This window comes from Eisenbergiella tayi (genome assembly GCF_001881565.1).
Lineage (GTDB): Bacteria > Bacillota > Clostridia > Lachnospirales > Lachnospiraceae > Eisenbergiella > Eisenbergiella tayi.
On sequence record NZ_MPDJ01000014.1, the window covers coordinates 58,458 to 84,639 of the forward strand.

At 44.8% G+C, this 26,182-nt stretch carries 23 protein-coding genes and 1 pseudogene; 12 read left to right on the forward strand and 12 right to left on the reverse strand.

What is annotated here, in order from left to right:
* Nucleotides 1-58: 58 nt before the first annotated feature.
* From BLA28_RS30985 to BLA28_RS31000, 4 genes are read left to right on the forward strand one after another with little or no spacing between them, the layout of a single operon-like run.
* Nucleotides 59-946, forward strand: coding sequence for a carbohydrate ABC transporter permease (locus BLA28_RS30985; protein WP_069156545.1), 888 nt, complete (start codon nt 59-61; stop codon nt 944-946).
* 15 nt (nt 947-961) lie between these two features.
* Nucleotides 962-1,798 carry a carbohydrate ABC transporter permease gene (locus BLA28_RS30990; RefSeq protein ID WP_071699720.1) on the forward strand — a complete coding sequence of 279 codons (837 nt, stop codon included), beginning with the start codon at nt 962-964 and terminating at the stop codon, nt 1,796-1,798.
* Nucleotides 1,799-1,843: 45 nt separating this feature from the next.
* Entirely contained in the window at nt 1,844-4,198 is a 2,355-nt protein-coding gene (locus BLA28_RS30995; RefSeq protein WP_071699721.1) for a glycoside hydrolase family 38 N-terminal domain-containing protein, read from the forward strand.
* 58 nt (nt 4,199-4,256) lie between these two features.
* Nucleotides 4,257-4,946, forward strand: coding sequence for a D-lyxose/D-mannose family sugar isomerase (locus BLA28_RS31000; RefSeq protein WP_071699739.1), 690 nt, complete (start codon nt 4,257-4,259; stop codon nt 4,944-4,946).
* A 130-nt stretch (nt 4,947-5,076) separates the two neighbouring features.
* Here the strand turns inward: BLA28_RS31000 and BLA28_RS31005 are convergent, their stop codons facing one another.
* From BLA28_RS31005 to BLA28_RS31040, 8 genes are all read right to left on the reverse strand, one after another.
* Nucleotides 5,077-5,988: a sensor histidine kinase gene (locus BLA28_RS31005; RefSeq protein ID WP_081365680.1), complete on the reverse strand. Its 912-nt coding sequence runs from the start codon at nt 5,986-5,988 to the stop codon at nt 5,077-5,079.
* Nucleotides 5,989-6,019: 31 nt separating this feature from the next.
* A complete protein-coding gene (locus BLA28_RS31010; protein WP_071699722.1) occupies nt 6,020-6,757 on the reverse strand; it encodes an ABC transporter permease in 738 nt (245 codons plus the stop codon).
* A gap of 14 nt (nt 6,758-6,771) precedes the next feature.
* On the reverse strand, nt 6,772-7,458 hold the full coding sequence (locus BLA28_RS31015) for an ABC transporter permease (RefSeq protein ID WP_069152210.1): 687 nt from the start codon (nt 7,456-7,458) through the stop codon (nt 6,772-6,774).
* Nucleotides 7,451-8,374: an ATP-binding cassette domain-containing protein gene (locus BLA28_RS31020; RefSeq protein WP_071699723.1), complete on the reverse strand. Its 924-nt coding sequence runs from the start codon at nt 8,372-8,374 to the stop codon at nt 7,451-7,453. Before BLA28_RS31020 ends, BLA28_RS31015 begins: the two co-directional genes overlap by 8 nt.
* 168 nt (nt 8,375-8,542) lie before the next feature.
* Nucleotides 8,543-9,229 carry a response regulator transcription factor gene (locus tag BLA28_RS31025; RefSeq protein WP_071699724.1) on the reverse strand — a complete coding sequence of 229 codons (687 nt, stop codon included), beginning with the start codon at nt 9,227-9,229 and terminating at the stop codon, nt 8,543-8,545.
* Between the two features lie 156 nt (nt 9,230-9,385).
* Nucleotides 9,386-10,204, reverse strand: a complete 819-nt coding sequence (locus BLA28_RS31030) for an ABC transporter permease (protein ID WP_071699725.1) — start codon at nt 10,202-10,204, stop codon at nt 9,386-9,388.
* Between the two features lie 2 nt (nt 10,205-10,206).
* Nucleotides 10,207-11,010, reverse strand: coding sequence for an ABC transporter permease (locus BLA28_RS31035; protein ID WP_071699726.1), 804 nt, complete (start codon nt 11,008-11,010; stop codon nt 10,207-10,209).
* A 10-nt stretch (nt 11,011-11,020) separates the two neighbouring features.
* Complete coding sequence (locus BLA28_RS31040; RefSeq protein ID WP_009254242.1) at nt 11,021-11,809, reverse strand: ABC transporter ATP-binding protein; 789 nt, start codon at nt 11,807-11,809, stop codon at nt 11,021-11,023.
* A gap of 431 nt (nt 11,810-12,240) precedes the next feature.
* Between BLA28_RS31040 and BLA28_RS31050 the strand changes: the two genes are divergently transcribed.
* The 7 genes from BLA28_RS31050 to BLA28_RS31080 all read left to right on the forward strand — a co-directional run bounded on the left by BLA28_RS31050 (nt 12,241) and on the right by BLA28_RS31080 (nt 21,415).
* On the forward strand, nt 12,241-12,897 hold the full coding sequence (locus BLA28_RS31050; RefSeq protein ID WP_071699728.1) for an HAD hydrolase-like protein: 657 nt from the start codon (nt 12,241-12,243) through the stop codon (nt 12,895-12,897).
* A gap of 398 nt (nt 12,898-13,295) precedes the next feature.
* Nucleotides 13,296-14,231 (forward strand): alpha-L-fucosidase, encoded by a 936-nt coding sequence (locus BLA28_RS31055; RefSeq protein WP_071699729.1) that lies wholly within the window; start codon nt 13,296-13,298, stop codon nt 14,229-14,231.
* Nucleotides 14,232-14,690: 459 nt separating this feature from the next.
* Nucleotides 14,691-15,590, forward strand: coding sequence for an ABC transporter permease (locus BLA28_RS31060; protein WP_242955530.1), 900 nt, complete (start codon nt 14,691-14,693; stop codon nt 15,588-15,590).
* A 7-nt stretch (nt 15,591-15,597) separates the two neighbouring features.
* Nucleotides 15,598-16,503, forward strand: a complete 906-nt coding sequence (locus BLA28_RS31065) for a carbohydrate ABC transporter permease (RefSeq protein ID WP_071699731.1) — start codon at nt 15,598-15,600, stop codon at nt 16,501-16,503.
* Between the two features lie 105 nt (nt 16,504-16,608).
* The gene (locus BLA28_RS31070) at nt 16,609-18,390 is read left to right on the forward strand and encodes a type 2 periplasmic-binding domain-containing protein (protein ID WP_071699732.1); all 1,782 of its coding nucleotides are present in this window, start codon (nt 16,609-16,611) and stop codon (nt 18,388-18,390) included.
* 187 nt (nt 18,391-18,577) lie between these two features.
* Nucleotides 18,578-20,455, forward strand: a complete 1,878-nt coding sequence (locus tag BLA28_RS31075; RefSeq protein WP_169897326.1) for a helix-turn-helix domain-containing protein — start codon at nt 18,578-18,580, stop codon at nt 20,453-20,455.
* Between the two features lie 150 nt (nt 20,456-20,605).
* Nucleotides 20,606-21,415 carry a CPBP family intramembrane glutamic endopeptidase gene (locus tag BLA28_RS31080; protein WP_071699734.1) on the forward strand — a complete coding sequence of 270 codons (810 nt, stop codon included), beginning with the start codon at nt 20,606-20,608 and terminating at the stop codon, nt 21,413-21,415.
* On the opposite strand, the gene BLA28_RS31085 is transcribed toward BLA28_RS31080, so the two are convergent.
* From BLA28_RS31085 to BLA28_RS31100, 4 genes are all read right to left on the reverse strand, one after another.
* Nucleotides 21,393-22,358 carry a WYL domain-containing protein gene (locus BLA28_RS31085; RefSeq protein ID WP_071699735.1) on the reverse strand — a complete coding sequence of 322 codons (966 nt, stop codon included), beginning with the start codon at nt 22,356-22,358 and terminating at the stop codon, nt 21,393-21,395. The genes BLA28_RS31080 and BLA28_RS31085 overlap by 23 nt on opposite strands.
* Before the next feature lie 75 nt (nt 22,359-22,433).
* Entirely contained in the window at nt 22,434-23,759 is a 1,326-nt protein-coding gene (locus tag BLA28_RS31090; RefSeq protein WP_071699736.1) for a WYL domain-containing protein, read from the reverse strand.
* On the reverse strand, nt 23,743-25,083 hold the full coding sequence (locus BLA28_RS31095) for an MATE family efflux transporter (RefSeq protein WP_071699737.1): 1,341 nt from the start codon (nt 25,081-25,083) through the stop codon (nt 23,743-23,745). The genes BLA28_RS31090 and BLA28_RS31095 overlap by 17 nt, the downstream gene beginning before the upstream one ends.
* Nucleotides 25,084-25,086: 3 nt before the next feature.
* Nucleotides 25,087-25,554, reverse strand: coding sequence for a MarR family winged helix-turn-helix transcriptional regulator (locus BLA28_RS31100; RefSeq protein WP_071699738.1), 468 nt, complete (start codon nt 25,552-25,554; stop codon nt 25,087-25,089).
* Nucleotides 25,555-25,905: 351 nt separating this feature from the next.
* Between BLA28_RS31100 and BLA28_RS31105 the strand changes: the two are divergent.
* Nucleotides 25,906-26,182, forward strand: a pseudogene (locus BLA28_RS31105) (hypothetical protein); the annotation flags it as partial.

The following is a 26,182-nucleotide window of genomic DNA, read 5'->3' on the forward strand; positions in this document are numbered from 1 at the left end:
GACAGCTTTGGACGTCCCTGCATTACATGGTACATATACGGATGGGAAAAGTGATTATATGCAAAAAATAAAACAAATGTTTTATAAAGACAGAATATGGGTTTTTATTTTGTTATTTCCTAATTTATTGATATTTTTGATTTTTACAGTTTTTCCTGTAGTGGCTACATTTGGAATAAGTTTTACATCATGGGATTTGCTGGGGAGCATGGAATGGGTAGGACTTGAAAATTATTTAACTCTTTTCAGAGACAAGACTTTTTTGAAGGTAACGGGTAATACTTTTTATTTCACTGTGGTTTCAGTACCTTTGTGTCTTATAATCTCTTTTTTCATGGCGGTTTTATTAGATAGTAAGATAAAACTGCTGAAGCTTTGGAGGGCTATTTATTTTTTACCGGTTATTTCATCAATGGTAGTAGTGGCCATTGTCTGGAACTGGCTTTATAACCCTCAATTTGGTTTGGTTAATTATTTCCTGGGATTGATTGGAATTGAAGGGCCGGCATGGCTTAGTGATACAACATGGGCTATGCCAGCAGTCATTATAACAAACATATGGAAGAATATGGGGTATAATATGATGTTATTTTTGGCTGGACTTCAATCCATTTCAAGCAGTTATTATGAAGCGGCTGAACTGGATGGGGCGAATTTTTGGCAGAAAATCAGATATATAACATTTCCGATGATTTCATTCACTACTTTATTTGTTATCATAACATCGGTTATAGGTTCTTTCCAGGTATTTGATCTGGTGATGATGATGACGGATGGAGGGCCTGCTAGAAGTACGTCTGTTATGGTTCATTATCTGTACCAAAATGCATTTTCTTATTTTAAAATGGGATATGCCTGTTCTCAGGCGGTTGTTCTTACTTTGATAGTTCTTATTCTTACACTGCTCCAGTTTAAATTTGTAAAGGTAAATGATATTAGTGAATAAGTCAAAGGAGTAGATATGGCATCAAAAAAGAAAAAAAGAATAATTAATTCATTTAAGTATCTCTTTTTAATAATGGGTTCGTTTGTAATGATTGTTCCTTTCATATGGATGATATCTACATCATTTAAAGGAACATCGGAGATATTTACCTTTCCTCCGATATGGATACCAAAGGAGCCTACATTACGTGGTTATGTGAGACTTCTGACAAATAACAGGATGCCATTTCTGGCATTTTTTAAAAACAGTTTTATTATTACTTTAATAGTTGTTATTACACAGGTATTTACCAGTGCATGCGCGGGATATGCCTTTGCAAAACTAAAATTTAAAGGACGTAAAATTATTTTTATTGGGTACCTTGCCACAATGATGATTCCCGTTCATGCAACCCTGGTTCCCACATTTATGGTTATGAAACAATTGGGGCTGATCGATACACATGCAGCATTGATTTTACCTAATATTGTATCTGCATTTGGGACATTTCTCTTAAAGCAGTTTTTTGAAACGGTTCCTCAATCTTTAGTTGAAGCAGCGAAAATGGACGGTGCGACTCCGGGCAGAGTATTTATTTCAATTGCGCTTCCGCTTTCGAAACCTTCATTGGCCACACTGGCAATTTTTGTAATGTTGTCAACATGGAATGATTATATTCGTCCATTAATCTTTTTAAATACATTAAATAAGTATACGTTGCCTTTGGGACTTGCTCTATTGAATGGAACTTTTACAACGGATTGGGCTGTTCTTATGGCAGGAACTACGTTAGCTGTTGTACCAGTATTAATAGCTTATATTCTTGCACAGGATTATTTTGTAAAAGGAGTTATGCTGTCTGGAATAAAATAAATAAAGATAGCAAGAGGATTGAATTATTGGGCAAGGAGGTTAAAAATGGAGAAAATGCGCGAGGTCGTTATTATTTATCATAATCATCTGGATCCGGAATGGGCAAGATGTTATGCAAAACCACTATATAAAAATGCAGTTATGCTTAGAAGCTATGCGGATGTGTGGGAATATATTATTAATACCTGGCTGAGTATGGCAGAAGATGGATATCAATACAGCGAAGGCCAGTATATTGTCTGGAGGACTTATCTGGAAAGATATCCTGAAAGAAAAGAATACATTAAAAAATTAATAAGGGAGAAGAAACTGGAAATTCTGCTCCAGGGTGAACTTACACCAGAAACAAACTATGTACCGGCAGAGGGCTTAAGCAGAAATTATCTTCTGGCAAAAGAGTTTTATGACGAATTTTGCGGAGACGATTATGAAGGGACAAAAATAGCCTGGATTTGGGATGCTTTCGGGAATAGTGCCAATATGCCGCAGGTTTTAAAATTAGCTGGAGCAGAAATGGTGGGAGGTACTAAATACAGAGTATGTAAAGATGATTTTTGGGTAGGAATAGATGGGACAAGAATTCCTTGCGTTGATAAAAGACTGCAAACCGACTCCTGGGAAAAGGGAGGTTCAACTTACTATGGTTTGAGCCGGCACGCTCATTGTAAGAAATGTAGTGGGTATGGATGCACAGAGTGTCATGGTACAGGAATGGTTGCGGAGCATAATTTTACAGAAAAGGAAACGCTGCTCTTTCTAGAAGAAGCTGCAAAAGAAGGAAAAGGAAAAAAGTTTGTATTAATTGGCGGTGAGGAAGTTCTTCCTAACCAATGCATTTTAAAGGCACTTGAACAGTTGAATAAAAAATATACTGGGCTGATAAAATTCCGGTTTGGAGATATATCTGAATACTGGAATGATAATAAAAATTATTACGAACAGATTGAAAGTGAATATCAAAAACCTACGGAAGATTTGAATCCAGTTCATCAAGGTTGTTATGTTACAAGAATTGAGAATAAACAAAGAGTAAGAAAAGTAACCTATAAGCTTTTGCAAGCGGAAGCTAAAGTTGCAAAAGCAGCTTGGACAGATAAGAAATATCATAAAAACGATCCTGAATTCACTCAGGCATGGCAGGATTTGATGCTTAATATGCACCACGATTCCATCAGTGGTGCTCATATCGACAGCGGACAAGATGAGTTAATGGATTACTTAGACGAGGCGGAATCGATTGCTGATAAATATGTCTTGAGAAAAAATAAGGTAAATATCAATCGGGTACTGGGAAAAGAAAGAGGAACTTCAGGTATACATAAAAAATGTCTGGGGAAAATGGAAATTTTTTATGACCGAAAAGGAATTACATCTGTATTGAAAAATGGAAAGGATTTATTTGGTGATTTTCAATACAAAAATATGACTTACACCAAAAATTGCAGCGGCCCAATTCATATTGGGGAATTACTTCTTCAGTGTGAGTGGGGGGACAATCATAATGCATATTTTCTTGGCGATTATGTAACTCTTGGTGACTATAATTATGCAGTATATGAAGAGGAATTTAGTATCTTATGGCGGGGCCGTCATGAGGCAGCTGATCCTGGAGTAAAATGCCTGGACTGGGAAATGAAGGTGGAGGCTTCTGATGATGGAGAAAGACTTGATTTCTACTTGAATGTTAATTGGGACACTTCAAATAAAAGATTGCGTGTTGCTATACCAGTTGCAGATGATTCAATTGAATCTGATTGGGAGGTTCCTTATGGATTTATTCAAAGAAGCTTTAATCCCGATGATATGGTTCCTTTTTCAGATGATTTTCAGACTTTGGCTACTCGTTCTATTGGTGAATTCCCGGCGCTGCATTGGGTTAGGCATAAGATTAGCGAATCGGAGGGTATAGTTATACTGAATAAAGGAATTCCATCAGTTAAATGGATACCGGGGTGCTTTGAAATGTCTTTATTAAGATCTCCCACAATGACTGGAGATACTGTATTGCCAAGCGTTGATGAAATATGGGATGTGGATGGTGTTAGAGATGCAGGAAAACATAAATTTGAATTTTCCATATGGCCCTATACTGAAAAGATAAGCTGTTCAGAAATAACAAAAGAGGGATACAAATACAATGAAGCGATGCTGAAACTTCCTTTTTCCGTGGAGGGAGACATTGTAGTGACAGCTTTCAAACTTGCTGAAGATGGCAAAGGCTGTATTCTTAGAATTAATGAAGCAAACGGAACTTCTTCAAAAGTAAAGATTATTTTTTCTGAAGAAAGGTATATTCAGGAAGTCGATTTGATGGAGCGGGGATGCGGTGAAATCTGTTTTGGAGTAACCTATGAAAAAATACTTCATAAGCATCAAATTGCGACATTTTATATTAGGTAAACATAAGAAAAGATAATATTATCTATGTCGTACTTATAACGGCAGAATGGAGAATGGTATGAAAAGATCTGAGGTTAATCGTATCGTCGAGGATGCGATAAGTTTTGTTGATAAAAGAGGATTGAAATTTCCTTCATTTGCCACTTGGAATTTAGAAAAGTGGAGAAATTTCAGCGAAAGCCAAAAAGAAATTATAGATAATATGCTTGGGTGGGATATTACCGATTTTGGCAGTGGTGATTTTGCAAAGACTGGGCTACTTATTTTTACTTTCCGAAATGGAAATTTTTATAAGAAGGAGGAATATCCGAAACCATATGCTGAAAAACTTTTGCTGGTTGGGGATGGGCAGGAACTGCCATTTCACTTTCACTGGAAAAAAATAGAAGATATAATAAACAGAGGAGGGGGTAATCTTTTGATACAACTTTATAATTCAGATGAACATGAAAAGTTTGCCGATACACCTGTTGAAGTGAGTATGGATGGAGAGAAGAAGGTGATAGAAGCAGGTGGAACTGTAAAGTTAGAACCTGGTCAAAGCATAACTTTAATGCCTGGACAATATCACCGTTGGATTGGAGAAAAAGGAACCGGACAGATCATGCTTTTTGAAGTCTCTTCCACGAATGATGATACGATTGATAATCGGTTTTATAGTGCCAATGAAAGATTGCCTGTTATTATAGAAGATGAGGAACCAAGATATCTTTTATTTAAAGATTACGAAAAGTATGTACAATACTAATAATATACGTTAAAACATTAATTGCTAAAGGGCAAGGCCAGTTTTCTGGGCTTTGTCCTTAATTGTATTATTATAAATTGAATCTTTTTTGAGAAAAAGTATTATTGTTTCGGCATTGTGTATTCTGAATTTACTTATAAATTGAATATTCAGCTTTTATCCACAGCACATCCCCCCGCATCCCCGCATCAATCTCCCCTCCAAGCTTCTCTGTCAGCACCTTAACAACAGCAAGCCCCAGCCCCGTACTTTCCCCATGCCGGGATGGATCTCCCGTATAAAACCGGTCAAATATCCGCGCAGTATCGATTTTTGTACCGGCAGGCACCGTATTTTCCATGCAAAAAACAACCTTTCCGTTTCCCTCCTCAGAAAGGCTGATCATAATATCCCCCGCACAATAACGCACAGCATTGGACAGCAGATTCTGAAGGATACGTTCCATCATAATCCGATCGGTATCAAGAAAGACCGAACAGCCAGGCAGCCGGATATCCGGAAGGATATTTCTGCTTTCCAGCAGCGGTGCATTTTCCGTCAGAAAATCCAATATCAGATTGGAAAAATTGATCCTTTCCTTTACCGGCGCCGCCTGTTCCGAATCGATAAGAGACAAATCATAAAAAGTCTCCATTAATTCCTTCATTCTTTCCGCTTTGCGGAGAGCCGTCTCCACCCGCCGGTTTTGCTCCTGTGTCAAGTCCGATTTCCGGACCAGCTGAAGATGCCCCATGAGAACGGTCAGGGGAGTCCGGAGATCGTGGGAAATATTAGCGATGGATTCTTTCAGACGCTGTTCGTGCTGTACGGCACGGGCTACCGTATAACGCTGTTTGGCGTAATGCTTATTGATAGCTCCGGCAAGTTTTTCCAAATCCCTGTCAACCAGAGACATATCCAGCATTTTTTCCGACGCTCCGTCAGCCAAATCGTTTATCTGCCCGGTAAGGTATCTTATTTGTTTTTTCATCCTGATATATTTTACAGTCAGGATTATTAACAGCAGAGCGGAAAGACCAATAATAATACGGATATCAATCACCTCTTTTCCGATAAACCCCTGAATCCCATATCTATTTCAAATCACATTTACGGAACATATGCCAGGACAGGAAGAGCATCCCGCCCGCCCACACAGCAGCCGACAGCAGGCAGGACGGAAGGAACAGGGCCTGTGTGCTGACCGCTTTTCGTATCTGATAGGCAGGCAAGAAGGAAACAGGAAAGCCCAGCTTCATTCCATATCCCAGATACAGACTGAGAAGAAAGGTCAGTCCTGCTGTAAAAGCAACGGCTTTACCGTTGTTCCTGAGCCAGAAACAGCAGAAAAAAGCAGGCAGGAATACCGCGCTGTTCAGGAGAAAGGAATAAAGGACTGCCTTTATTACAAGGAAAAGAAATGACCCGGCGCCGCCAAGCCCGAAACGGGAGGCCTGCCGGATACATCCTGCAAAAGGGTATAGGATGATCATGAAATTAAAGGCAAGCAGATAGGAAATCACTTTGCCCGCAAAGATCGTTCCTCTTCCATGGCCGGAGCAAACCTCCTGGCTGATAGTCCTGTGGGAAAATTCCTGGCCGAGCAGCAGGGCAAGAAGGCTGGAAACGATAATATGAAGAAAGGTGGAGTCATATACCATCCCAATGAAAATATCCGAAAGGGATGCGGCAATGCCTCCGCTTGCACCCAGGACATCGGTTTCATAGGTTCTTGCAGTCAGAAAACCCAGCAGAAAAATGCCGATGCATCCGCCAAGGTATATCCGGTTCCGAAGCAGCTGATAGTTGTTCATTTTCAGTAAATTATTCAAACGAATCCCCTCCTTTATTTTAGATCACAACGGCAGAAGCTGCCATAGGCAAGAAGACCGGATAAGAAAATCCATACCCCGTCGATCCCGGCCGTTACTGCTGTTGGAGACGTTAACTGGTTTAAGGAAATAAGCCGTATCTGTCCTATCGGCAGAAGTACTGCCAGCTGCGCGGCTCTGCTGCTGTTAAGGGCAAAGATCATCAGAAAATAAAGCACCATGGGGATGACAAAGGTTTTGCCGATATCCCTGAAAAGAAAAGCGAACAGCAGCGGCAGCATTCCCATGGCAGGAACCGCCATGAAAAGGGTCAGCATATTTGAAAACGAAAGAATAGCTGTCTTTCCCAGAATTGCCGCGGCGGCAGAATGAAAAAGCACGGGAACGGCTAAAAGGGCGGTGCTTGCTGTCAGATAGGACAGGGTTTTGGCGAAAAAGACGGCTCCCCGTTTATGACCGGCGCTGATAAAAGACGATATGGTGCGGTTTTCAAAATCTTCACCTATAAAAAGTGCGGCAAACAGGATGCTTATGAAATATATCTGAGGAAGATTATAAAGAGAACCCTTCACCAGATCGGAAGTCGTGTTTTTGCTGTCCGTCAGAAGAAGGCTTCCCAAAGCAAGGGAAAAGAACAGCAATCCCCAAAAGCTTTGTTTATGCAGGAGTTTATAATACTCGGCTTTTAACAGATTAATCATGGGAATAACCTCCCACTCTGCGCAGAAAATAATCCTCCAGGGTATCCCCTGAAAGATGCAGCTCTGTTACCAGGATATGGGATTCCAGCAGGATCCGGGCAACCTGTTCCATGTTTTCTAAATGATCATATAAACGGATCGTTCCGTCAGGCATTAACTGCAGGTTATCGGTTTGCAGTTTCTCCTCCAGTATAAGAAGTGTGTTTTGCGGATCAGCCGATTTGATTGCGATATGCTGCCTGCATCGTTCATTTAGTTCGGAATCGGACAGTTCTTCCATGATTTTCCCCTTCTCAATTAAGATAAACTGGGATGCGGTGTGGGAAAGCTCCTCCAATATATGGCTGGATATCAGAATTGTCATCCCATATTCCTGGTTAAGATGCTTCAGCAGATTGCGGATTTCTGCAATACCTGCCGGATCCAGCCCGTTAATGGGTTCGTCCAGAATTAAGAATTCGGGCATATTTAAAAGAGCGGCGGCAATGCCCAGGCGCTGGCGCATTCCCAGGGAAAAGTTCCTGACCGCTTTTTTTCCGGTGTCTTCCAGATGAACCATATGCAGGCATTTATCAATGACTGTTTTATCCGGAATCCCTCTTTGCAGCCGCTGTACCTCCATATTTTGATGGGCGGAGAGACTGGGGAAAAGCGCCGGTGTTTCAATCATACAGCCGATCCGTTTCCTCTGTGTCTGCAATTCCTGTGTTCCGGATTTCCCCCACAGAGCCAGAGTTCCGCAGGTTGGAAAGGCCAAACCGGTTATGAGCCGGAGGAAAGTAGTTTTGCCCGCGCCGTTCCGGCCGATGAAGCCATATATTTTCCCCTTTTCCAGCTGCAGATTAATATGATCCAGTACGACAGCCTCTTTATATTTTTTTGTGAGATCCTTTGCTTCCATTACTATGTCTTTCATTTTTACTCCTGTCTGTGCACTTTTGTATGAATGCGGCGGTATTGAATTCCAATCGGTTAAGAGAATTTCAATTTTTACCTCTTCTATATTTTTATAGTGTAAAACGGAAACATAAAGAATTTCTTAAGTGGATCAAGAAAGGAATAAAGAAAAAATAAAGCCGGGGAATCAATCCTCAGCCTTATGCAGCCGGTAACCGATTCCCCATACGGTATCAATATATTCTTCATCAGGGCAAAGTGCTTTCATTTTATTGCGCAGGTTGCTGATATGGACATTCAGCGTATTATCTTCGTTCAGATACTCCGTATTCCAGACACTTTGAAACAGATTGGCCTTGGAAAATATTTTGTCGGGATATCTCATTAGCAATTCCAGTATGGCCAGTTCCTTCGCAGTCAGGAGCAGTTCCTGTCCGTTCAGGAAGACCGTATTTTTTTCTCCGTCAAAAATCAGGTTCTTGTATTGCAGGCGCTTCGGAACCGCCGATTGAAACTGAATCCGGCGCAGGCTGCTTTCTATCCGGGCCAGTACCTCTTCCATATCAAAAGGCTTGGTAATATAATCATCCGCGCCCAGGCGCAGCAGATCGATTTTATTCTGCGTCGTTTCCCTTGCGGAAATAATGATTATGGGCAGGGTATATTGCCTGCGTATATCTGCAAGAACCCGATCTCCGTTCCGGTAGGGAAGCATGATATCCAGCAGTATCAGGTCGATTGTTTCCCGGGCCAGGCAGTCCTGAACATGCAGGCCGTTAAACAGACTGGTCACCTGATAGCCGTTCTCTGTGAGAAAATCAGTTAAGAGCCTGTTGATTTCCGGATCATCTTCCACGAGTAAAATGTGAGACATATCAGTTCCCTTCCCTTCCGGCAGTACCTTTCGTCCGCTTTATGCAGACAAAAGGCTGCTGAGTGACTTGATTACAGCAATTATAGCACGCAGAGAAAGGATACACAATTAGTGAGGCGGACAAAGGCAGGGCAGATTTTTACCATATATAAGGCATCAGGAACCGGTCGATTTATAATGTCTCACCCCTATCCTCCACAGCATATAGCAGGGAAGCAGAAAGAGGAAGCCTCCTGCCGGCAGCAGCCCATACCACCATTTGCCCCGATCCAGGAGAAAAAGAAGGGGATAGTACTGGATGCAGGCGTAGGGAACGAGAATGGTAGCGAACAGCAGCACCCTTTTCCCGTAAATATCAACAGGATATTTGCCATATTCCCGGGCCCCGTCCGTGAGGATATTCATGAATTCCAGCCCTTCCAGTGTAAAAAAACAGATTGCCGCATAAATCAGAAAAATACCGGAAAAAAGAGCGGTGCCGCCCGCCAGCATAAAGAGGACGACAAGAACCTTGGAAAGGCTCCAATCCACCCTGCCGGCTGCCAGGCCGTAGGCAAACATTATCACGGCCTGCAGCATTCTGCCGATGCGGGTAAACTCAATCCTCTGTCCCAGCACCTGCAGGATCAGGCTGCGGGGACGTACCATAATGCGATCGAAAACACCGTTCCCGATGATAGAAGCAAAGGAATCGAAGCCCCTGGCAAAAGCTTCTGCCAGACCGAATTCCATCAGTGTAATGCCGAAGCAGAGCAGCACTTCATTGTAACTGTAGCCTTTAACCGTGTGAAAACGCTGAAACATAAAGTAAATCCCTATAAATACATTGAAGGAGACAAGGAACTGACCGATGCAGGTAAGAAAAAAAGAGGTCTTATACTGCATGGCGCTTTTCAGCTGAATCAGGAAATATTGCTTATAAAGATGGAAGCCGCCGCATTCTGCCGCCGCTTTCTGGTGTCTGTTGATATACATAGTTAACCTCCCTGTACTACAATTCGTTTCATTGCCCGCTGTTCCAGAATCTTGCCTGCAAATACCATGACAGCAAGCCAGAAGAACTGCAGAAGGATGGCTTGTTCCAGAGCGGCGCCGGAAAGATCACCGCTGTATACCCGCAGGGGCACATTCTGCATGGCGGCAAAAGGAAGCAGCTCCAGGATCTGTCTCACTGCATCAGGAAAGAAAGGAAGGGGAATGATGGCGCCCTGCAACAGCTCAGTCACAGACAGCGCCACAATACGGATGCCGTCAGGAGTAATGGTAAAAAAGGAAAGCATATATATGAGCATGCAGAAAGCCGCCACGTTAAATAGTCCCAGGAACAGAGTGAGCAAAAACAGCAGAAAGGCCTGCAGATCCGGCGGTGCGGCAAGGCCGTAGGGAGCCGGAATGAACGCCGCTGCCAGCAATATGGGAAGACAGCGCAGCCCTGCACGGGAGAGGCGGTAAGCCAGGCTTCTCGCAAACCACATATGATAGATGCCCAGAGGACGGCACAGCTCATAAGAGATATTGCCGTCCCGTATGGCATCAAATAATTCCGCTTCCATATTCCAGCCCATGAACAGCACCAGAAATGCCTGCTGTATCCAGATATAGGAGCTTGTGGCCTGCAGCGTCATGGGAAAAGAGGCGGGATCCGACTGGTAAAAAGCCCGGAAGGTGAGGATTTCCATGGCTCCCCAGAAAAACTGGGTGGCAATGCCGGCCAGGGCCGCGGTACGGTACTGCAGCCCTGTAATAAACCGCAGACGAAAAAAAGACAAATATTTTTTCATGCTGTCCCTCCTATATGTCATACTGCTGATAGAGGGAGGCGACAGTTTCATCAATGCTTTCCCCACCCTTGCGGATATCATCCAGAGTGCCGTCCATCAGGATTTTTCCTTTTCCGATCAGAAGGATCCGGCTTGCAAGAGCTTCGATATCCTGCATGTCATGTGTGGTGAGGATCACGGTGGTATGCCGGACAGCATTCAATTGTTTGATGAAATCGCGCACAGCCAGTTTGGATACGGCATCCAGGCCTATGGTCGGCTCGTCCAGGAAAAGCAGCTTCGGAGAATGCAGGAGAGAGGCGGCGATTTCACAGCGCATTCTCTGACCGAGGGAAAGCTGCCTTGCAGGTGTCCTCAGAAGCTGGGAAAGGTTTAAAAGCTCAGTCAGTTCATCCCTGTTTTTCCGGTAGAGAGCTTCATCGATCTGATAAATGTCTTTTAGCAGTTCAAAGGAATCAGCCACAGGGACATCCCACCACAATTGGGAACGCTGCCCGAAAACCACGCCGATTTCAGCCACATGCCGGATACGGTTTTCCCAGGGGACACGGCCGTTAATCCGGCATTCCCCGCAGTCCGGAGTCAGGATTCCGCTGAGAATTTTGATGGTGGAGCTTTTGCCTGCCCCATTCGGCCCTATGTAACCTACCATTTCCCCATCCTCTATGGTGAAGGAAACGTCGTCCAGTGCCCGGATCACTTCATATTCCCGCCGAAACAGGCTGCGGAAGGCATGGCGAAAGCCAGCGTCACGCCGTGCCACGCGGTAGGTTTTGGTAATATGAGATACTTCAATCATGAAAAAAAGTCACCCCTTTCCAGGTAAACAAATAGAGACTATGCCTTACGCCGGCAGGAATCTCCCTTGCCGCGGGCACAGATCGGTGAATGGGAACAGGAAGAAAATATTTCCGAAGCCCGGTACTCAGGGCCGGCGGAAAAAGACAGGATATACTCCTGTAAAGAACGGTGAGAGGCTGTTTGATGCACAGCGTCACTGTCTGAAAGTCTGAGATGCCGCCTGAACAGAATAAAAAAGGATGATGGTAAAAAACGGAATCCTTTTCAGGCAGATTTTCAGAATAACACTATGGCGTCTTACTGTCAAGAATATATCGTACAAAAATGCCCCTCTGAAATTGTGCAAATATCCCAAATTTCAGAAGAAAAGCCTTTTGACTTCTGTTATGAACTTTGTTATAGTGAGAAAAAGATCAGGAGGATAAAGCCATGTTTCCCTATGTTTTATTTGATTTGGACGGAACACTTACCGATCCGAAACCGGGTATTACCCAATGTGTGCAGTATGCCCTTCGCTGTATGGGAATCGAAGAACCGGATCTGGACAAGCTTGAGCCTTTTATCGGGCCGCCCCTTACTGACAGTTTCCGTGAGTTTTATGGGATGGATCAGGAACAGGCAGCTGAAGCGGTGGCAAAGTACAGGGAGCGTTTTTCGGAAAAAGGTTTATATGAGAATGAGATTTATCCCGGAATGAAGCAGATGCTGGAGAATTTGAAGACGGCTGGATGCCATCTGGCTGTTGCATCCAGCAAACCGGAGCATTTTGTAAAGCTGATTTTGGAGTATTTCGATATTGATGGATATTTTGAGGTGATTGTGGGAAGCGAGCTGGACGGAACACGCTGTCAAAAGGAAGAAGTGGTGGCGGAAGCCCTGCGGCGTTTCTTTCCCGATGGAAACATTCCCTGCGATGATATTGTCATGGTAGGCGATCGGAAGTTTGATATCATCGGAGGCCGGGAGAAGGGGCTTCATCAGATTGGAGTTGCCTATGGGTATGCGCCGGAAGGGGAACTGGAGGCTGCGGAGGCGGAATATATAGTGAATGATTTGGATGAATTGGAAAGAGTTCTGATTATGTGATTCATTGAGTGTATGTCAGGGGGATTTCTTTTAATGTACGACTGCTTTACTGGCAGGTATAGTTCGAGAAACTCCATTGAAAGCGGTAAAAGTGCAGAGAATAGACAGATAGGCGGGATAATCCAGAGTGGACTGTCCCGCCTGTTTTCTTACTTTGCTTGTTAAAAAGTACTAGTCAAAAATTTATATGGAGGTATTGGAATATGGTTTTCATGCAGTTTCGATACCGCTGGCTTTATAAATGTCAAAATAACATGATTCAAGTATAAGTTATAGCTGTTGATTGAAAAAAAACTAGGATTTAGAATATTATTGTAGCGAATAACAATAAGGCAGACTATTATTACAGCTAGCAGGCAGGGAAAATACGGAGTCCGGATAGAAAGGGGAAAAGAGAAATGGGAGAAATTAAGTGGATGCAGGGAAATCGTTATGGTGTAATGGTACATTATCTGAGTGACATACAACCTCAAAAAGGTCCCGGATTCGGAAATTGGGATGAAATGACAGAAGCCTTCAACATTATAGATTTTGCAAATGAGATAGAAAAGATGGGGGCCGGGTGGGTTATTTTTCCGTTTGGACAGAATTCGGGCAGATATTGTTCCTATAACAGCCATTTGGAAGCAGCGGTACCGGGATGCTGTTCCAGAAGGGATATTATGTGGGAGCTGGCACAGGAATTGAAGCGGAGAGGTATACGGCTGATTGCCTATCTTCCGTCGGAGATGGATGCTAATATACAGGAACTTCGGGAACAATTCGGATGGGATCTTGATTTAGAGGATAAATCTGTTTTCCAGGAACGTTATCAGAAGGTTATCAGAGAGTGGGCAGAGCGTTTTGGAACATTGATTGATGGATGGTGGTTTGATGGGTGTTATGATTCTCTGACAAAGGATTTTCTTCGCACACAAGGATGGACGAATGACAGATTTGACTATTGCGAATGGAAAGCTGCTTCCTGTGCAGGGAATAAGGATGCAGTGATTGCCATGAATCCGGGAGCGGAAAAAATGGAATATGCCTTTACGGAACAGGATTATCTTGGCGGAGAGGCGAATACGCTGAATCACAGGCCTGAGAAGCCGCTGCCTGGGGGAATGCAATGGCACTGTCTTGTATGGCTGGATTGTTTTTGGGCGCATTGGGAAAAAGCCGGGGAAATTGCGCCGCCCCGTTTTACGGATGAAGAACTTTGGGATTTTTACAAAGAATGTCGGAATAGAAATGGAGCTGTCACTTGGAATATTGGAATATATCAGGATGGTACATTGGCGGAAAAAACGGTGGAGCAGGTAGTACGTCTGAAGGAAAGGCTGGAGAGTATTTAAAGCTTTACGAAGGGAATGTGTTCAGAAGTTCTGTTACATCCTAGTTTCAAACTAAAACGGACATTTGTATTTAATTTAAAAGAAACATTGGAGATTAGAACAATAAAGATTGGTGGTTTCCGCTATACGTTGGATCAGACGATATAGGAGAACCGCCTTTTTTATATAAGTTACAAAGAGAATCCTGTTTTCTTATACTTACAATACCGCTGTTTTGACATATATAAGATAACATTATTCAAGTGCAAGTTATGAATATTGAATAAAAAATAATTTGAATATACAATTTTGTTGTAGTCAATGACGATGCAATTTGACAAAAGGTATGAAGAACAGGAGGGGGATTAGTGAATAAGGTAAATTGGATGTTGGGTAATTACAGTATTATGGTGCATTATTTACCGGATACCTTAATTGATGAAAAAAAGAAAAAGTTCGATATCAGGAGGGAAATATGAATTGAAGAAGCTACAGATTCATTTAAGAAAATACTGGCAGCTTTATCTGCTGCTGCTGCCGGCATTCGTATATGTTTTGATTTTTTCCTATGGACCCATGTATGGAATCATTATTGCTTTCAAGGATTTCAAGCCGAAGCTGGGATATTGGGGAAGTGACTGGGCCGGGCTGAAATATTTCAAACGTTTTCTGACCTATCCGGACTTTTGGAAGCTGGTACGCAACACTTTGTCTATTTCTTTATATACATTGCTGACGTTTCCCTGTGCAATCATTCTGGCGCTCCTTTTTAATGAACTGAAAGGCGTATTTTTCAAGAAAACGGTACAGATGGTTACTTATGCGCCTTACTTCCTCTCTTCCGTAGTCATGTGCAGTCTTGTCATATTGATGGTAGGCAGAGACGGGCCGCTGGGAATCCTGTATGGGATGATTACGGGAAAAAACGCAGATTTGCTTACCATACCAAAGTATTTCAGCAGTATCTATGTTTGGTCCGGGGTTTGGCAGTCTACCGGCTGGGGTACTATTATATATCTGGCGGCACTGGCGGGAGTATCTCCGGAATTGATTGAATCCGCCAAAATTGACGGGGCAGGAAGGCTGCAGATTATCAGGCATGTAAATTTACCCTGTATTCTTCCCACGATTATTATTATGTTCATTATGAGTACGGGAAGTATTCTGACGGTAGGGTTTGAGAAGATATTTCTGCTCCAGAATGATCTGAATCTGGAAACTTCCCGGGTGATTTCCACGTATACATATGAGATTGGGTTGTTAGGCGGACAGTTCAGCTATTCTACGGCTATCGGGCTGTTCAATAACGTGATAAATGTTATTATGCTGTTTCTGTCCAATAAGATAGCTAAAAAAGTATCGGGAATCGGATTATGGTGAGGTGGTTATGAAAAAGAAGAAAAAAATAGGGGTATTCGATATCGGCAACTGTATTTTTATGCTATTCATTTTATTTATAACCGTATATCCATTATACTTTACAGTGATAGCATCCTTTTCTGAGCCGAGTGCGGTTGCTACGGGAGAGGTGGTTTGGAGACCCGTAGGATTTACGCTGGATTCCTATAAACAAGTATTCGCTTATAAACAGATTTGGAAAGGGTATGCCAATACTATTTTCTATACGGTTCTGGGGACGGTTTTTAATCTTTTTTTAACGATTCCGGCGGCTTATGCGGTAAGCAAGAAGTATCTGCCGCACAGAAAACTGCTTATGGGATTTTTCCTTCTTACGATGTATTTCAGCGGAGGCATGGTTCCTTCTTATCTGCTGGTGAAGAATCTCGGCCTGATTAATACCAGAGCGGCCCTGGTTCTTGTAGGCGGAATCAGTATCTATAACCTGATTGTGACCAGGACTTATTTTATGACAAGCATATCGGATTCTATTTACGAAGCGGCTAAAATAGATGGAGCAGGGGAACTGAAAACATTTCTGTCAATCGCCCTGCCTCTGGCAAAACCCATCATAGCAGTTATGGTTCTGTATTATGCGGTTGCGCACTGGAATGATTATTTTAATGCCTTACTCTATGTATCGGATCAGACACTGGAACCTCTGCAGTCGGTACTCAGAAGAGTACTGATTCAGAACCAGAATGCGTTGGATGAGAGTATGATGCGGCAGTCCATGCAGCCCGGAGAACTTGTGGACAGCGCGAAAAGGGCTTATGCGGCCTATACCATGAAGTATACAATGGTATTTATAGCCAGTGCGCCGCTTCTTATTGCATATCCCTTTGTACAGAAATATTTTGTGAAAGGGGTTATGGTGGGAGCTGTGAAGGAGTAGCGTTTAACAATTGGGAAACGGCCTGCAGTATTGCAGGATAAAACAGAATCGCGGCCCTTATCAGAGGGAACCGATTCCGCAAATAATAACAGGAGGATTTAGTTAATGAAAAAAATATGGAAAAAGGTTGTTGCTGTCAGCATGGCGGCGGTACTGATGTGCGGCTGCGGTACGGGAAGCGGCGCACAGACTGGTTCCCAGGAAGAACAGGGAGCGGTTCAGGGCTCCCAGGCAGAGGAAAATGCCGGCGGTAATTCATCCGATGAGGCCGCCATGCAGTATCCGGAATATCTGAATCTGGATTCCTTCCGCCCTATTGTAAAGGAGGGAGAAGAGGTGACGCTTCGTGTCCTCACTATGAGAGAATCTATTGCCAACAATGATGTTAAAGAAAACTGGTTTGTGAAATTTATTGAAGAAAAGCTGAATATTAATCTTGAAATCGAAGAAGTGAATACATCGACTTATGAAGAACGCAGAAATCTGATGTTGGCATCTAATGATCTTCCCGACATTATACTGAATATGCATCTGAGTGCCAACGATATGGTTACATATGGTATGGATGGACAGCAGTTTCTTGCGATGAGTGATTATATCAGTGAGGAACTTACACCGAATCTTTATAAAATACTTTCTGAAAACGAAATGGCTAAGGCTGAAAATACCGCTCCGGACGGTAAGATGTATACGATGCCTAATATCAGTGCCAGTTTTCCCGGCTGGGGAGATACACTCGGCACGCAGAGAGTATTCATCGACACCAAGTATATGGAGGCCGCAGGTATAGAGAAGGAGCCAGAAACTTTAGACGAATTTGTTGATATGCTGAGAGCATTTAAGGCACTGGATCCGGCTTCTATGGGAGTTAATGAAATCTGGCCAATGGTATCTACATGGGGAAATGATAAAGAATTCCTTCAGAATGCTTTCGGGTGGATAACAACGGATATAACTGACATGACATTGCCTGCATGGGATGTGGAGACAGAAGAAATAGTGATTCCCTGTTCTCAGGAAAAGTATAGAGATTATGTTACCCTGCTGAATACATTGTACAGTGAAGAGCTGATACATCCTGATTTTTTTACCATTGATAAAACGGCGGCGAGGGCGCTGTATACGGAAGGCGCTGTGCCTGTTCTGTGCGATGCGGCTCCCTATCTTTCCCTTCCAGACAGATTTGATGAATTTATCGCGGCGACTCCTGTCAGCAGCCAATGGTGTGAAAACGGCGTAACCAGAAAAACCCCCAGCTACACTCTGGGAACTGCCTGTATATCAGCTGACACGGAATATCCGGAGGTCTGTATGAGACTGCTTGATTACTTCTACTCCGATGAAGGCTCTGTTTACAGGCTGTATGGCTGTGCAGAAGGCAGTGAAGATACCATGAATATGATTGAAGGCTTCAGTCTTGATGAAAACGGGGTTCTGGTATTTGGTGATGTGGCTTCAGGTAAGTATGAATCCGATTTCGACTATTGGGTAAATGCAATTGAGATATCGCAGACAACTCCCGGAGATGAGGGGAAAATGAAGCTGTATTCCCAGAAGCTGGCCGGAGTGGAAAACCCGGAATATCCAGGGCTGGATCTGACGAATCCCGATGACCATTATAGATCCATCTGTTACGAGACACAGCAGGGACATCTGGCAGACGGGCTTCCCAGCATGTATCTGGAAACAGATCAGGCAGCCCGTTATACGGATCTCAAGACAGTAATAAAGAATTATGTAGATACGGAAACAGCGAAGTTCGTGGTAGGACAGAGAGCACTGGAAGAGTTTGACACCTTTTTTGAAGAACTGAAAAATATGGGAATAGAGGAATATATGGAAATCTGTAAGGACTCTTATGCTGATTTCACAGGAGTACAGAAGTAATCAAAGAAAATGAGAAGGGCCGGGTATTCCCGGCCCTTAAAAAGGTTAAGGCATGCAAATGGAACGCTTTCTTCCGGTTACGATAGGAGGAAGTAAAAGGGAAGGATAAGTCTTCAGGTGAACTGCTGGTACGGAAATGATACTTCTGCTATACTGGAACATAGAGGTTATCAGAGGGAGGGAAGATATGGGAAAGGGTAAAAAGTACAGGTTTCGCTCCAGAACACTGAGAAGCTATATTATATCCTATACAAGTGTTGTGCTGATTGCTCTGGCAATGCTAAGTATTATGGCGGCATGGCAGCTTGCGGTAAGAATGCGGAATGAAAGCATCAGGGTGACAGAGGCCAGGATGTATACGATAATAGAAGATTTGGACAGCCAGCTTGCGGACATACGCAGTATGGCGGTGGAGTTGGCCTCAAGGGAAGAATTTTCTCTGGATTATTTTCAGGAGAATAAATACCGGGAGGTGGAACTTCTCGCGCAGTTAAAGAAATATTACAGCAATAATTCGATATCGGATTATTATTTCCTGAAATATCAGGGATATGAAAATATTTTTACATCTTCCGGTACTACGATGCCGCTTCAGGTACACTTGAAACAATTTATGAATGAGAAAGACAGCGAAAATACAGCGGCACTGATTGGTGAAATGTGCGAAGAGACGGACCGGGCATTTTTTCTGCTGAAAAATGAAGGCGCTCCGGCACTTTTCCTTTATCCGTTGGAGAAGTATGCTATGACAGGAGGCAGCAGGGGTATTCTCTGTATGGAAATTCCGGAGGACAGGCTGGCAAAGCGGATGGAAAAGATTGCAGGCCGAATGGATGGAGAGCTTACACTTTATTATGACGGAATACGAATTTACGGAGAAGAAACGGAGGGGCTTTTAGAGAGACAGTCGGATGATGGCAGAATCATGGCTATTTTTCGTCCGGCGGAAGAAAGCTGGTTTTCCTGGGGAAATGTGTTTGCGGCAAGGGAATGGCTGGTGCTGCTTGGAATTGCCCTGGCGCTGCTGTGTGTGGCGATTATGGCGGCATGGAGAAGCTATCGTCCCATTTTGGAAATCGTGAAGAAATATAAGGTAGCTGCGGAAGACAGTATGAGCTGGGAACTGGAAAATATTGATATGCTTATTGACGGACTGCTTCAAAAGGATGAAAAAAACAGCCGTATGCTGCAGGAACAATATCAGACGCTCAGGGAACAGACCATCCGTTTGATTTCCAGAGGCGGTTATTCCGAAGGAATCCGGGAGAGACTGCCCATGCTGAATCTTCATCTGGACACATCTTCCTTCTGCAGAATCCGATGCGTGCTCGAAGTACCGGAGGAAACAATGGAATGGAAGGAATTGCTTTGCAGGGATGTTGAAGAATTATCGGATGAGGGTGTGTGGCTTTATCCATTCTGGGGAGAAAATGAGATTATGAATGTTCTGGCAGCGGTCAGTGAGGAGTATCAGGCAGAAGAAGCAGCGGAAGCGCTTCGTGCGCTGTTTGAAGCTAAAGGCATCACTGCCGGGGTAATACGGGAAGAGATTTGTCATGACCTGAAGCTAATTAATCAAAATGACAGCCAATCAGACAGCAGGGCGGTTTTAGTTCAGAAAACATATTCGGAAGCGCATTACAAGCAGGAGAGGGAAAAAACAAAGGAATTTACAGGAAGGGGAGGCGAGGAGGAACTTTCGGTACCTTCAGGAAAGAAGAATAGCACTGCGCTGCGGGCAGTCAGGTATATTGAGGAAAACTGTACCAAATACGATTTGAGCCTGGATTTGGTAGCACAGGAATTTCACATTACATCCACCTATTTGTGCCGTCTGATTAAACAGCAGACGGGTGAAAGCTATAAAGAGTATTTGACGGGGCTGAGAATTGCGGCAGCCAGGCAGATGCTTCAGGAGGAGGGCTCCAGTGTGGCGGATGTATGTCAGCGGACAGGTTATACGAATGTGTCACATTTTATAAAAGTGTTTCAAAAGGCGGAGGGGATCACTCCCGCCAGATATAGGGATGAATACAAAAAGGGGAAAGAGACGGAAAAGGGCTAATCCTTACGAATAGAAATCTGTGGGAGAAAGATAATTCCATTGCGATTGTTGCAAGCAGTATTGTTCCTGGCGTATAATGGGTAAATTGAAACAGAAAAAAGCTGGAGATTCAGCATAGAACTAATAAAGGATAAGTTAAGAAGGACAGATATGAGAAATAAAAAGGAAGTACTCTCTGATAAGCCGCAGATTTTCAGGACAATGCTGTCAGTGATAGCGGCGCTTCTGGTATATGAAGCCGGCAAGGCGGCAGGGCTGATTCTGGCGGGGCTTTTGTTTGGTTATGGCGGAAGCACGGGCGGATTGGATGCGGGAACGGTAAACAGCGGCCTGACAGGAGGCATGGCAAACCTGCTCATGACACTGACAGGAGGCCTGGCCTGTCTGGCGGTCTGGAGATCCTCCCTGAATTTCCGGCTCGGGAAAAAGCCTGACTGGAAATGGATTCCTCCCTTTATTCTCCTGGCGGCCGCCCTGTCCCTGGGGCTTAACATTGTCATCGCTTATCTCGGTCTGGCACAGCATTCCCAGACCTTTCAGCAGGTGGCAAAGGAACAGGCTGCCGTACCGCTGTGGCTGGGAATCTGCCTGTATGGATTTGCAGCGCCTTTTTCCGAGGAACTGGTATTCCGGGGAATTATCTATGGGAAATCCAAAGAGGTATTCGGCGCGCCTGTTGCCATGGTATTTTCCGGCGTGGTTTTCGGCATTTACCACGGGAACCTGGTGCAGGGGATATATGCTTCCCTGCTTGGCATCATGCTTGCTTGGGTGACGGAACGATCCGGCACACTTTTGGCTCCCGTTATTTTTCATGGGATAGGGAATCTTGCTGTTTTTTTCCTTATCGATGTGGCCGGGCTGGGGAGTATCCTTGCGCAGCCGCTTGTATGCGTGGGGCTGCTGGCAATTTCCGGTGTCTGCTTCTGGTATCTGGTTACCAGGAATGCTGCCGCCTGACCCGTTCTTTTATCTGTTCCAGAAAAGAGGCGGGGCCCAACACCTGTACCACCGGCCCAAAGGAAAGGATATCGATCAGCAGCTCCGTCTCATCGGTGCGATCATAATAAATGGAGCACAGATAACAGCCCTGTTCTTCATCATATTCCGTATGCTTCTCATAGCTGGCAAAATGCAGCATGCACCGTTCCAGAGAATTCCGTTCCCCGCTTATCCGCAGGAGAACCGGTTCCGGCGCTCTGCTGACCGGACGGAAGCGGTAATCCGCCGTATGGGCGGGACAGATTTCCGAAGAAAGGCGGCAGTCTTTGATTTTTGCCAGATTCAGCTGGGTATTGAGGCGAAAGGCACCCCGGCTGTATTTCAGACAGCAAAGCCGGAACTTATCATCTTTGGAGGAATACTGGATCTGATAGGGAGCCACTTCAAAATGGCTGATTCCCTGTTTCCCTTCATAAGCCACAAGCAGGACGCAGTTTTCCTGCAGGGCCTTCAGAATGATTCCAAAATGCCGGCGGTACGCCGGATCCTCAATGGGCTCTCCATCCAGATACCGGTCGAAATAATAAAAATCCTCTTCCCGGTATAACGGTTTGGTATCTTTAAGCATTTCCTCAAGAGCCGCCAGATCGGAATCACTGAAAAAAAGGCGGATACGTCTGTCTTCCAACAGGGCCTTCAGCCAGGATTTCTGAAGGGTGCTGAGCGGAATATGCGTAGGATGGGCGAGTCGGGAACGAAAGGTATGATCCCCGCAGGGAGTGAGAAGGGGCCAGTCATCACCCGTAAGCTTGGGAAGAATGGCCAGCGCGCTTTCTGCGAAGGCATTTTCTGCCGCGATCTGTTCCATCCGTCCGAGGGTGATGGGTGATTGGTGCGCCTCCGTAAGAATACGCTGCACCACATTTATGTAACTGCTGTATATTTCATGAAAAAGTTCCATTTTTTATGCCTCCTGCATATCGCAGACAAGCCTGCGATACTGCATGAATCAATAGTCTGAAAGCTCCTTACAAACTTATTTCCTTTCCCTGTCGTCAGGTTCCTCTGAGATATTCTTTTCGGGTATTTCCGTATCCGTATCACAGTACATATGGTACATCCTTTCCCAGTCCCCGGTCACCTTGCTGACAGCGGCCTGATTGGAACACTGGATATCCATAACTCTTCCGGTAAAGGTTTTCACCCAGGAAAGCATTTCATTGGTATCGAAAAAGAAGCCGCTGTAAAGATATTCATTTTCCCGTATCCGGAGCACTTCCCCGCCCCGGCTCTCCCGGTACAGCCTGTTGAGGATGTAGGGCTCTTTTTTTTCGTCGATATAAAGCTTCATGCATATTTCTTCCAGCCGGCTGCGGCTGCTCCCGAAGGAAACGCCCCAGCAATGGGGAAGGTTCCGTTTCAGCTTAAGGGACAGCTCCTCGTAGAAAGGGCATTCCTGAAGAAGCTGTACTTTGGTGATGCAGTCCAGGCGCAGTGTGTTGAAACGCCGGCTCTCTTCCTGGTACAGGCACAGATACCGCCTTCCTGTCCTGGTGCTGACCATGATTTTTAAAGGGATCCCTTCCATAACCGTAAGCTTTCCGCTGCGGCTGCTTTTGTTTTCCAGACGTACAGCGCGTTTCTGCCGGATAGCGCTGAGTGCGTCCGAAAGGATGCCGTCCTCCAGTGTATGGACGATGAAATGATGCTTCCATTGAAATAAGGTATTCCGGGCACCGCTCCGATCCAGAATCGTGCTTCCCACAAAACCGAAGGGAACCGCTTCCTGAAAAAATTTTACGGCTGTCAGAATACGTTCCCACAGGCCGTGAGACGGATCGGCCTCCCCGGCGGCAGCCCCTTTTTCACAGGGGAGATCCGGAGCGAGGCGGTAATATAACGCTTTGCCCTTCTTCTCGGAAAACAGCAGGCCCAGGGATTCATATTCCTTTAATTTCAGGCGGATGGTCTGGCTGTCAAAGACACAACCATAAGAAGCGACAATACTGTCACAAAGTTCACCTGCCGTCATTCCTTGTTCATTCTCTGTCAGAAGATCTGTCAGAAAGAAATGCAGCAGCAAATCATTGTCCGTGAAGGTTTTGGACTTCCATGCGGCATAAAGGGGATTGCGGGGGATGGTTTTGCCGTCCACACTGATATACAGATGCTTTCCCTTTGCAGTATAGCCGGAACGGGTATAATCCCCCAGCCAGCTTTCGATTCGGCGTCTTTCATTGTCATAGGTACGGGCGCTTTTGGCATCAAAATCACTTCGTACCTTAAAGCCATATACATAGAACTGGCGCATATAGTCTCTTATTTTATCAAAATTCTTAATAAGCTCATGAAATTCCTGCATAGCTGCCCTCCGCGGTTCCCTCTGTCTTTTTCCCTGTTCCCCGGTTTTGGTTCCTGATAAACAGCAGGCTGAGCAGCGTCATGCATATCTGGGACAGCGGAATCGCCAGCCAGGTTCCCTCAATACCCCACAGCCGCGGAAATACAGTGAGAAAAAGCAGCAGGCACAGAGGTTCTCCATAAATAAGGATAGAGGCAAACCGGTTTTTCTCCGTTGCGTAAAAATAGGAGGTGGTAATCCGGGAGATGCCAACAAACAGGTAGCCCGCGATGAAAACAGGAAAGATACGGCTGACATTTTCCGTTACCTCGCGGGAGGCCCCGAACAAAGCGGCGGCATGCTCCCGGCTGAAAAAGATGACCAGCATACAGGCGGTGGATACGGCAAGGGCAAAGCGATAGGCCATATTCCGATAGGATGCCGCCTGCCGGATTTCTTTTTTTCCATAGCAAAGGCTGATGAGCGGCTGACTTCCGTCACTGACACCCTGCAGCAGCAGAAGGACTACAGAGGATATATAGCTGATGGAAGCGTAACAGGCCACCGCCGTATTCCCTCCATAATATACGGCGCTTTTGTTAACGAGGATAAGGGTAATATTAGGTGAAAAAGTGAGCCCGAATGGCGATATTGCCACAAAAAGGACTTTTCCAGCCATGTGCAGCGTTTCTTTGTCAAAGGATAAGGATGGCAGTTCCCGTTTCCGTATAAGAAAAATCAGGCATACGGCGAGAGTTACCGCCTGGCCGATTACGGTGGCCACAGCGGCGCCTGTCATTCCGTAAGGCAATACCCACACCAGAATATAATCCAGTAAAATATTGGTCAGAAAGCCTCCAGTCATGGCGAACATGGCCGTTACCGGGCTTCCCATGTTCCGGATAAAAGGAACGATACCCGTAGCCATTACCTGGAACAGGGTGCCGAAAGCAATATAACGGAAATATTCTGCCCCCAGCCTGAGAATATCACCCTCCGCTCCGAACATCCGTAGAATCCTTTCGCCGCTCCCAAGAAAAAATAATGTGAACAGAAATCCGGAAAGGGCAAGAAGCAGCAGGGAAATGCCAAAAAATTTACGGCTGCGGCTATAATCACCGGAACCGTTATGGATGGCAAACATTACGGCCCCGCCCATCCCGATTCCGGTACCGGCCGCCTGGATGAAAGCGGTGAGGGGATAGGCTATATTTATGGCGGCGAGGGCGTTATCGCCCAGAGAATTCCCAACAAAGAAACCATCGGCCACAGAATAAATGCCCGACAGTGCGAAGGCCAGCATGGAAGGGATCACTGCCTGATAAAAAATTTTACGGTGGTTCATTATTTAACCCTCCTCTCCACGTTCTGACTGCAGACGTAAATTTTCTTCCCGGAAATAAGAAACATAGAGTATGGTGGATTCCAGCAGGGCATTGCTTTTTTCATTTCCGAGCCGTTCCCAGACTCTGCATTCCAGCGACTGCAGTTTATCAATAACCTCTCCGGCAAAGGCAGAGCCAGACCGCGTGAAAGAAACTCCCTTATTCCACTTGTCATTTTCTAAAACATGGAAGGTTACCCATTCCCGTTCCAGGAAATTGCGGAGAATGGAATGGACCGTCTGCTTCGGCAGAGTCCACTGCTCACAGATCTGTTTCTGTGTACAGGGTTCTTTTCCTTCCCGCAAGGAAAGCAGCACAAGAAGTTCGTAGTAAGAGAGACCATACTTTTTGGCCCAGTCCTCGTAAATCGCATTCGTGGCCCGCCATGCGGAGTAGTATCGCTTTAGCTGTTCTGAAGTATTAGGTTTCATAAGTTAATTCCTCATCGTAATTAGTCTGATTACAGACTAATTTATCAAAAGAGTCTGTTGTTGTCAAGAAATATCTGAAGGGATTTGAAGTATATGGATATAATTCACGACACCGGAGCCGTGAATTGCAGCAGCAAATAATTGAAGAAAATGTTTGCAGCTGTAAAATAAAAAGGCAAGTTGACATTCTAACAATGATAAAGTATCATAATAGTAGTCTTATATAAAACACGTGCGTTCGCACATTCCGGCAGTTTCTGCCACGAATCACATTTTATGAACAGGGCAGGAATTGTAACAGAAGTCCGGCGATATGGCTTTTTCAATCCCTGCCGCATCAAGGAGGTATGGATGAAGAGAAAGACATGGATATCCCGGGAGCTGGACACTGCCGGGATAATGGTACAGTATGACGAGCATGTAAAACGTATCCTGGGGAGCCGACAGGTTCTGGCCCGGATATTAAAAGGTACGATTGAGGGGTACCATTCTTATTCCCCAGAGGAAATAACTCTCTGGATTGAGCCTGATATCGAAATAGCCAGCGTACCGCTGTGTCCCGGCGAAGAAAAAATGGATGACCGGCTCATAAACGGGGAGAACACGGAAAGCAAGGTTCCGGGAGAGG

What these genes read in the sequence shown, in the direction of transcription:
- BLA28_RS30985 (WP_069156545.1), top strand. Translation starts at nt 59, where the DNA reads ATGCAAAAAATAAAACAAATGTTTTATAAAGACAGAATATGGGTTTTT.
- BLA28_RS30990 (WP_071699720.1), top strand. Translation starts at nt 962, where the DNA reads ATGGCATCAAAAAAGAAAAAAAGAATAATTAATTCATTTAAGTATCTC.
- BLA28_RS30995 (WP_071699721.1), top strand. Translation starts at nt 1,844, where the DNA reads ATGGAGAAAATGCGCGAGGTCGTTATTATTTATCATAATCATCTGGAT.
- BLA28_RS31000 (WP_071699739.1), top strand. Translation starts at nt 4,257, where the DNA reads ATGAAAAGATCTGAGGTTAATCGTATCGTCGAGGATGCGATAAGTTTT.
- BLA28_RS31015 (WP_069152210.1), bottom strand. Translation starts at nt 7,458, where the DNA reads ATGATTAATCTGTTAAAAGCCGAGTATTATAAACTCCTGCATAAACAA.
- BLA28_RS31020 (WP_071699723.1), bottom strand. Translation starts at nt 8,374, where the DNA reads ATGAAAGACATAGTAATGGAAGCAAAGGATCTCACAAAAAAATATAAA.
- BLA28_RS31025 (WP_071699724.1), bottom strand. Translation starts at nt 9,229, where the DNA reads ATGTCTCACATTTTACTCGTGGAAGATGATCCGGAAATCAACAGGCTC.
- BLA28_RS31030 (WP_071699725.1), bottom strand. Translation starts at nt 10,204, where the DNA reads ATGTATATCAACAGACACCAGAAAGCGGCGGCAGAATGCGGCGGCTTC.
- BLA28_RS31035 (WP_071699726.1), bottom strand. Translation starts at nt 11,010, where the DNA reads ATGAAAAAATATTTGTCTTTTTTTCGTCTGCGGTTTATTACAGGGCTG.
- BLA28_RS31040 (WP_009254242.1), bottom strand. Translation starts at nt 11,809, where the DNA reads ATGATTGAAGTATCTCATATTACCAAAACCTACCGCGTGGCACGGCGT.
- BLA28_RS31050 (WP_071699728.1), top strand. Translation starts at nt 12,241, where the DNA reads ATGTTTCCCTATGTTTTATTTGATTTGGACGGAACACTTACCGATCCG.
- BLA28_RS31055 (WP_071699729.1), top strand. Translation starts at nt 13,296, where the DNA reads ATGGGAGAAATTAAGTGGATGCAGGGAAATCGTTATGGTGTAATGGTA.
- BLA28_RS31065 (WP_071699731.1), top strand. Translation starts at nt 15,598, where the DNA reads ATGAAAAAGAAGAAAAAAATAGGGGTATTCGATATCGGCAACTGTATT.
- BLA28_RS31070 (WP_071699732.1), top strand. Translation starts at nt 16,609, where the DNA reads ATGAAAAAAATATGGAAAAAGGTTGTTGCTGTCAGCATGGCGGCGGTA.
- BLA28_RS31075 (WP_169897326.1), top strand. Translation starts at nt 18,578, where the DNA reads ATGGGAAAGGGTAAAAAGTACAGGTTTCGCTCCAGAACACTGAGAAGC.
- BLA28_RS31080 (WP_071699734.1), top strand. Translation starts at nt 20,606, where the DNA reads ATGAGAAATAAAAAGGAAGTACTCTCTGATAAGCCGCAGATTTTCAGG.
- BLA28_RS31085 (WP_071699735.1), bottom strand. Translation starts at nt 22,358, where the DNA reads ATGGAACTTTTTCATGAAATATACAGCAGTTACATAAATGTGGTGCAG.
- BLA28_RS31090 (WP_071699736.1), bottom strand. Translation starts at nt 23,759, where the DNA reads ATGCAGGAATTTCATGAGCTTATTAAGAATTTTGATAAAATAAGAGAC.
- BLA28_RS31095 (WP_071699737.1), bottom strand. Translation starts at nt 25,083, where the DNA reads ATGAACCACCGTAAAATTTTTTATCAGGCAGTGATCCCTTCCATGCTG.
- BLA28_RS31100 (WP_071699738.1), bottom strand. Translation starts at nt 25,554, where the DNA reads ATGAAACCTAATACTTCAGAACAGCTAAAGCGATACTACTCCGCATGG.